This window comes from Microcoleus sp. S13C4 (assembly GCF_036700865.1).
Taxonomy (GTDB): domain Bacteria; phylum Cyanobacteriota; class Cyanobacteriia; order Cyanobacteriales; family Microcoleaceae; genus Microcoleus.
On the sequence record NZ_JAUBPS010000128.1, the window covers coordinates 1 to 7,034 of the forward strand.

Consider the following 7,034-nt stretch of genomic DNA (forward strand, 5'->3'; position numbering starts at 1 on the left):
GATCGTGTGTTCTCTGTTTGACCCTCATGAATGAGTGTCAGTAACATCATACCTCATATTTCTGAGAAAGGCTATAAGCCTGGGCTGAGGGATACTGAGTATCGATCAAATTTTAATGACTCGCCCCAACTCCTAAAATAGCGATCGAGCAAGCATATATACTTAAATGTTAGGGCGAACACAGTGGCAGCGCCCCTACCGATTCACAATTTATCAAGAATTATGCCAGCAACTTTTCTCCCAAAATCGATCGCACAACTCACAGAATCTACCTCAATTGCCTTAGCCCAAAGCATTCAACGGGAGGCAATTACAACTCCCCTATCTTCTGGGCCAATTGCCACAACCTACGTGCGCCAAGGCAGCGGCAACACACCCATTTTGCTAATTCACGGCTTCGACAGTTCCTTGTTTGAATTCCGCCGTCTGTTGCCGCTGCTGGCTGCCGAAAATGAAACTTGGGCGGTTGATTTGTTGGGTTTCGGGTTTACAGAAAGAGCGCCTGGTTTAGCATTCAGCGCTAGGGCAATTGAAAGTCACCTTTACTATTTTTGGAAAACGCTAATTTCGCAGCCTGTCATCTTAGTCGGTGCTTCAATGGGAGGTGCAGCCGCAATTGATTTCACTCTCAATTATCCCGAAGCTGTGAAACAATTAGTGTTAATAGATAGCGCAGGTTTTGCCATCAGTTCTAATAAGGGAAAGTTTTTAATTCCTCCTTTAGGATATCTAGCAACTTCATTTTTACGCAATCCCAAAATTCGCCAGCGAATTAGCGTCAATGCTTATTTCGATAAAAATTTGGCTTCTCAAGACGCTCAAACTTGTGCTGCTTTGCACTTGGAAATGCCCAACTGGAATCAAGCTTTAATTGCGTTTACCAAAAGTGGCGGTTATGGAGGTTTTGGGGAAAAGTTATCGCAAATTCAGCAGGAGACGCTGATTTTGTGGGGAAAACAAGACCGAATTTTGGGGACGGCAGATGCGGAAAAGTTTGCAAGGGCGATCGCAAATTCTCAACTAATTTGGATACCCGACTGCGGGCACGTTCCCCACTTAGAAAAGCCGCAGATTACCGCGCAGCATATTTTAGAATTCATCACAAAAAGCGGACTCACGCAAAAAAATTAAACCTAGGGTGCGTTGTGGCGCACCTTACATATATGGTTTCCCTGACACATTTGGTATAGTTTGAGGTCAAATAGACAGGTTTCAAACTTTTGGCAAATACTTTTGTACTATCGTCCATCCTGTGAGCAACACAGTCACAAATCCCCCAAACAAAGCCAAATTAGTGCCGATATGGAGGGGGCGCGCCCAAGGATGTTTAGGACCAATTTGCAGACCGCTTCCAACAGAAACCAATACCAAAGCAACAACAGCTAATCCCGCCGGTAAATGAGCCGAGTGACCCAAATTGCCGTAATATCCTAGGGTACCGACTACACCAATTCCCAGTAGTAAAATTACCAAAGTTGCCATCCCCGCACCAGTGGCTAAATGAAAGAAACGCAGCCATTTTGGGCGCGGTTGTTTGGTACTGCGAGCCACAAACATCCACGTTCCAGTAACGGCCAGCAACACATAAGCCAACAGGGAAACACCCATTGACCAAGCCGCTATTTTCCACAACCACAAGAAAGAAGGCAGATTCATCAGTTGCATCCCTAATTAGGATTTTTCACAAAAGGTTTCTTTCCGATTTTACCTGGACTTGAAAGCAAAAATGACTTATTTTGAGAGAAAGTGCGATCGGACTATCCACAGATTGCATCAGTCTTACCTTGAAGTCAAACTAACTTTCTCCGATACTCAGCTTAATTTACGCTACAGATTTGTGGCTAACCTTTTTAGGAGCCACCTTTCCATTCTAGCTGGCTGGTTTTGCTTTCCATGAAAGGCATTTTATAAAACCCTAATTTTTGTTCTAAGATTAATCGGAAAAAAGGCAGACCTTCAATCAAATATCTTTTCCACAACCTTCTCGGTTCACTTAACAGTCGGTACGCCCATTCTATACCGACTTCGCTCATCCATTTGGGAGCTCGGGCTTTGCAACCAGCTTCAAAATCAATGGTTGCACCTACGGCTAAGAAAATTTTGACGTATGTTAATTTGCTTCTGTATTTAACCAGCCACTTCTCTTGCTTGGGCGCTCCCACTCCTATAGCCAGAACTGTCGCTCCTGACTTATTGATCGCGTCAATTATTGTTTCACATTCTTCCTCATTTTTTTCAAAGCCAAAAGAAGGAGAAAGTGCTTCCACCACTATTTCCCTACCAATCTTTTGGTTAATTTTTTCCTGAGCTTTCCTAGCAATACCTTCAGCAGCTCCTAGCAAAAATATTTTAATCTTCTCGTTATCTTTGTGATACATATAAAATGCAGGGAACAAATCCGAACCAGAAATTTTTTCTTTGAGAGGAGTACCCAAAAACTTGGAGGCATACATCAATATTTGACTGTCGCAGACTCTATAAGTAGATGTATTGTAAGCTTCATAGAAGTCGCGGTCATACTGCAACTTAATCAAGTGGTCTACATTGGGTGTAAATACGACACCACCTTCGCCGTCGAGTTTTTCAAACAACTCTGTGATTGACAAGTTATCTATCGAGACATTCAATAAATTAACTGTTTTCATTTATGATGCCCTTCCCGCTTTATATTAAACTACAACTCAAACTATTATAACCCACAATACAGTTTCGTGTTTTAACTACCTGGGTGCTTCAGTAAACATAATTTTCTCAGTATATCCTCCTACCCCCTGCCTGTCTAGTGAGGGTTTTTAAAGATTATGTAAAGAATTAGCTCGTTTTAGAAAAAGTGTATAAAGCCCCTTTTTAAGTTTATAACTGGTAACACAGTCTCAAGAAAAAAGCCATCCTGTACTCATAAGCTGTTCATCATTTAAATTTTCGAGGCTATCTAAGCCAGTAAAGGGTTTCAACCTCTGAAACACGCATTTTAAATGCACAACAGCTTACTTGTTGAAGCATTGCAAATGAATGTAAAAAAGAGTTTATGAGACTAAAATTTTAACCTAGTGAGAAATATCTTGCAACTTCCGAACTGGATTTCATCCACAAGTGGTAGATTTTTTAGTTTTTGTATCGAGGGAAGGCAAGTATAGTTTCCAGCTTGAAGTGAACCGACGCTCGCCTTCATGAAAATCATCCTGATTTTTGATGAACCAGCGACTGTCTTCTTGGTAGCGAACTGGTTTTCTTGCTTTTAAGACTTTCTGGAGCTTTTAAGACAAGACTCGATATTCCTCCAGCAATCAGCGCAAAAATCGGGTTAGTCATAGCATTCAAAACACAGTCAAACATGTACATAGTTAAGGCTACTCCCAGGGCGGCAGCGGGCGCTACTTTGGGATTAGACCAGGTTCTGGCGGGATATTTGAACAGGGAAAAGACGATAACAGGAAGTAACAAGGAAGAAAATAAACTAACCAAACCGACTGCACCGTTGACGCCAAATGCAATAATCCATAAGCTGTCGGTGATCGATATATCTTCACCGTACCCGTCGTACACGCGGTTTCCGCCGGAATCACCCCAGCCAAAAAGCAATCTTTGCCGCGCTTTTGCCCCCAATATCTCTTCATTGTCAAATCTAAACTTCAGAGAGCCGGCTCGTTCTTCGCCAAATATTGGAGTGATGAAATCAATCACGTCTTTGCTCGAAAATTGACCCGATGCCGCTATGTACAGATAAAACACTATATATCCAATTATAAAGAGCAGGGGCAAAGAAGTGCGAAACCACTTAGCCGAGAATAATACAAGCAACGCCATTCCAAATAAACTGTAGGCGCCAGTAGAACGGCACAGGAAAAAAGCGATAGTTAATATAATTGCTAAAGTCTTGATGTTACGACCCATAAACTTTTTGAGCGTCCCAGTTTGCCACAGCCAAACAGCAATTAAGGCGGCTGTCATCATCCACATGCCCACCATCAAACCGTGTTGCATAAATACTACCGGTCTCCACCCGCCCATACGCCTTGCTTGACCCCAGTCGTCAAAGGCATTGACGCCGTAAACCATTTGGTGCAAAAGTGGACCCTTAATCCCTTCAATTAAAGTAAAAGGAATGTAGGCTAACCCACCTGCAAAAATCCCGATCGCCAATTGTCGCAGCCCATCTAAACTACCCAGATACAAGCGTCCTAAAAAATAAGGCAGACCCCAAGTAACGATTTGGTTGACAGTCGGAGAAATCGGGCTGCCGCCATTACTAACCTGTGAAACAATGGGACACAAACACCAAATTACCATTGGCACGTCCAGCCAACCGGGCTTAAAAGAGGTTATGCGTCCAGTATCGTAGACAATAGTAGCCAGAAAAATACCGTAGCAAGCTGCCGATATTTTGGTATACGGTGGCAATAGGGGGATGGGATAAGAAGCTTGTGGCAAAAACAGCCACGCTCCCACAAAACTTATAATGAGTGCCCGTTGAGTCGGAAACCTCACAAACAGGTAAAGAACGAGGGGAATGAAGCCGAACATAGCAACTGGGATTAATGCAACCATAGGTCTTGTTTGGCTGTAAAATTGTAGAAAGACAACTCAATGTGCCCGATAAAAATTTTCGCTTAAACGATCGCCCAACCCCAATCTTTTTAATCAACCTCAATTTTACGTCTTGTTCGTTAATTGTGCTTGACGTTCCAAAGCAGCGTACAGTGCCGCCTCGAAGAGATTAGTTGCATCCTCCCAGGTATAATTTATCACCGTTTCCAAAGCAGTCTCGGACATGGCGCGCCATTCGGCATCAGACAACTGACAAATTTGCTCGATCGCTTTTGCCATATCCTCTGGGTCTTCTGGCTTGACAAGTATGCCACCCCCGCCAGCAAGTAGTTCCGGAGCCGCACCTGCAGGAGTGCCGATGACTGGAGTGCCACAAGCCATAGCTTCTAAAATTGGCAAGCCGAAGCCTTCGGATCTGCTGGAAAACAGCCAAGCATCGCATTTGCTGTAAAATTCTTTTAGTTGGTCTTGAGTGGGTGCATTATTATACTCAGTACCATCAGGCAGCCAATTGGGAGGAGGAGTATCGCCGCCACAACCAAAAGCAACTAAACGAAGGTTAGGAATTTTTTTAGCAGCTAGAGAGAAAGTTTCACGACAAGATCGCAGCCTTTCCAAGGAGTTATAGTATAGTACATCCCGACAGTGGGAACTAATTGCTTGCCTCGCGACTGCTTCGCTCGCGACTGGGGGTCGTAAAACTGTTTAGTGTCCACCGTAGGAGGGACGAGAGATACAGACAAATCGCCGTATTCATTCCGAGCTATGTCGGCCAGCCACTGTGCCACAGCGATTTTGTGCATCGGCAGCCGCCAAGTTGCCTCTACTCGACCTTTGGGTATTTAGTCAAAAGCCTCGTAGTGTTGGAGAAAATATACTTTCGTTCCTTTGCTCGGAGAAAGTTTTGCCATCCACTCGGCAGTTTCCCACCAAGTAGCCATTATGATATCGGCATCAGGTACGTCAACGTCGGTAATTAAACGGTAAGTTTCGAGAACTCGGCTCTCGACATCCACCTTGTCAAAGTGAGACGGTTCTTTATGGGGAGCGGACTGCCAAGCCCTACCTCTGAGCAGCGAGCGCAATTGTTGGAGCAAAGTCGGTACCTAAGTTATCGAAAAATGAAGGCTCGTTTTCCGGTGTGGAAATCCAACCGCGTCCCCGCAACAGCGACTTGACTTGCTGGCGCATACTCGGTTGGGCGTGGGGTACAGAGATGACGAACACGGAGTGTCCTCGCTTTCTCAAAAGTTCTGCGAAAATAGAGATTACTCGTATTCCACCAGCCAGACACAGAGTAGGAAGAACAAAGGTGATTTTCATTTTTAAGTCCCGCTGAAGACTCTGGCTCTCTTTCGGCGCTGCTACCAGCGCTGATGTTAAAGCCTAAAAGGAAAGAGGGGCGGGTGAATATTAATTACCGCTTTCCCGATGTTTACATAGAATCCAACCGATCGACTGTTCGCAACATCCCAGTATCTATCAGCCCCAACTTCGCTGTCATTGCATTGATAATAACGATGGCTGCGAGCGCCAAACACTATCCTATAGGGATAATTTTCATGTCAACGAAAGTTCATCCTGAAGACAGATTTCTCATCAACCAGGAGTTGTTTTCTCGGTCAACACCAAGCTAAACACCACTTCCTGTCTAACATAACAGAACTTGCTTATGCTACAGCAAGGGATGTACGGGAAACCGAAGAACACCCAATTTTTACTCGTTCAAGGTAGCATTAATAACAATATACAGTAGATTGACATCACGTGGTGAAAAATTTTATACGATTTTAACAAGGAAATTTTTACTTTAAAAATGTTGATTTCCTTATCGATCCCACAGATATAAACACTGATCAGTTGCTGTGATTTTTTGGTAACTGTGCTGTCGGTACTCCTTCAAAAAATATCGTATTTTGTCAATATTCAGAGATGGTGGTTTTCTCAGATACTTGGAGGAGCGCGAGCGCGCAAATGAGCGTCGCGAGGCGGAAAGGAGGGAAGAAACCAGGCTTTCAACGGAGATCCCTCGCCCTCATTTGTCGTATTTTCCTGAAAAAACCCGCTTAATGCGTCCGGGACTCTTTGAAAAAGTAGGTTTTCCAATCGCCTTACAAAACATAAAGTTTCACCCCTATACATTTAATTAGCTGGCTGAGTTTTAAATTTGTTAATAAAAGGCGAACACCTGAAAAAATTCCAAAAAGAGAGTGCCAATGCGGGGCAGAGTATATGTAGCGTTACTGCCCAATTCCTGTCTAAGTAATTACCGTAACAAAACTTCAGCAGCAAATTATCACATGACCCTATAAAGATCAAAAGAACACTCAAGGTTAATCGGCTTATATTGTGTACACCTTAACTCTTAAGGAGTAGTAGTGGCTTCGCGGTATTTATCAAACGATGTCGCTTAAGCTGTTGCACATTTAAACTGTGATACACGCATTGCCCTTATTTTTGATTTTACGACCCCACTTAATTATTAA

The 7,034-nt window shown here is 43.6% G+C and carries 9 protein-coding genes; 2 read left to right on the forward strand and 7 right to left on the reverse strand.

Annotated features, from left to right (window positions below):
- Positions 1 to 222: 222 nt before the first annotated feature.
- Entirely contained in the window at positions 223 to 1,131 is a 909-nt protein-coding gene (locus tag QT996_RS27680; protein ID WP_333050628.1) for an alpha/beta hydrolase, read from the forward strand.
- A gap of 81 nt (positions 1,132 to 1,212) precedes the next feature.
- Here QT996_RS27680 and QT996_RS27685 read toward each other — a convergent pair whose 3' ends face one another.
- From QT996_RS27685 to QT996_RS27715, 7 genes are all read right to left on the reverse strand, one after another.
- On the reverse strand, positions 1,213 to 1,656 hold the full coding sequence (locus tag QT996_RS27685) for a DUF4079 domain-containing protein (RefSeq protein WP_333050629.1): 444 nt from the start codon (positions 1,654 to 1,656) through the stop codon (positions 1,213 to 1,215).
- 194 nt (positions 1,657 to 1,850) lie between these two features.
- Complete coding sequence (locus QT996_RS27690) at positions 1,851 to 2,645, reverse strand: WecB/TagA/CpsF family glycosyltransferase (protein WP_333050631.1); 795 nt, start codon at positions 2,643 to 2,645, stop codon at positions 1,851 to 1,853.
- 532 nt (positions 2,646 to 3,177) lie between these two features.
- The gene (locus QT996_RS27695; RefSeq protein WP_333050633.1) at positions 3,178 to 4,548 is read right to left on the reverse strand and encodes an O-antigen ligase domain-containing protein; all 1,371 of its coding nucleotides are present in this window, start codon (positions 4,546 to 4,548) and stop codon (positions 3,178 to 3,180) included.
- 105 nt (positions 4,549 to 4,653) lie between these two features.
- The gene (locus QT996_RS27700) at positions 4,654 to 5,166 is read right to left on the reverse strand and encodes a glycosyltransferase family 4 protein (RefSeq protein WP_333050635.1); all 513 of its coding nucleotides are present in this window, start codon (positions 5,164 to 5,166) and stop codon (positions 4,654 to 4,656) included.
- On the reverse strand, positions 5,127 to 5,351 hold the full coding sequence (locus QT996_RS27705; RefSeq protein ID WP_333050637.1) for a hypothetical protein: 225 nt from the start codon (positions 5,349 to 5,351) through the stop codon (positions 5,127 to 5,129). The genes QT996_RS27700 and QT996_RS27705 overlap by 40 nt, the downstream gene beginning before the upstream one ends.
- Before the next feature lie 39 nt (positions 5,352 to 5,390).
- On the reverse strand, positions 5,391 to 5,645 hold the full coding sequence (locus tag QT996_RS27710; protein ID WP_333050640.1) for a hypothetical protein: 255 nt from the start codon (positions 5,643 to 5,645) through the stop codon (positions 5,391 to 5,393).
- Positions 5,611 to 5,871: a hypothetical protein gene (locus tag QT996_RS27715; RefSeq protein WP_333050643.1), complete on the reverse strand. Its 261-nt coding sequence runs from the start codon at positions 5,869 to 5,871 to the stop codon at positions 5,611 to 5,613. Before QT996_RS27715 ends, QT996_RS27710 begins: the two co-directional genes overlap by 35 nt.
- A gap of 83 nt (positions 5,872 to 5,954) precedes the next feature.
- Between QT996_RS27715 and QT996_RS27720 the strand changes: the two genes are divergently transcribed.
- Positions 5,955 to 6,185, forward strand: coding sequence for a hypothetical protein (locus QT996_RS27720; protein WP_333050645.1), 231 nt, complete (start codon positions 5,955 to 5,957; stop codon positions 6,183 to 6,185).
- Positions 6,186 to 7,034: the final 849 nt, after the last annotated feature.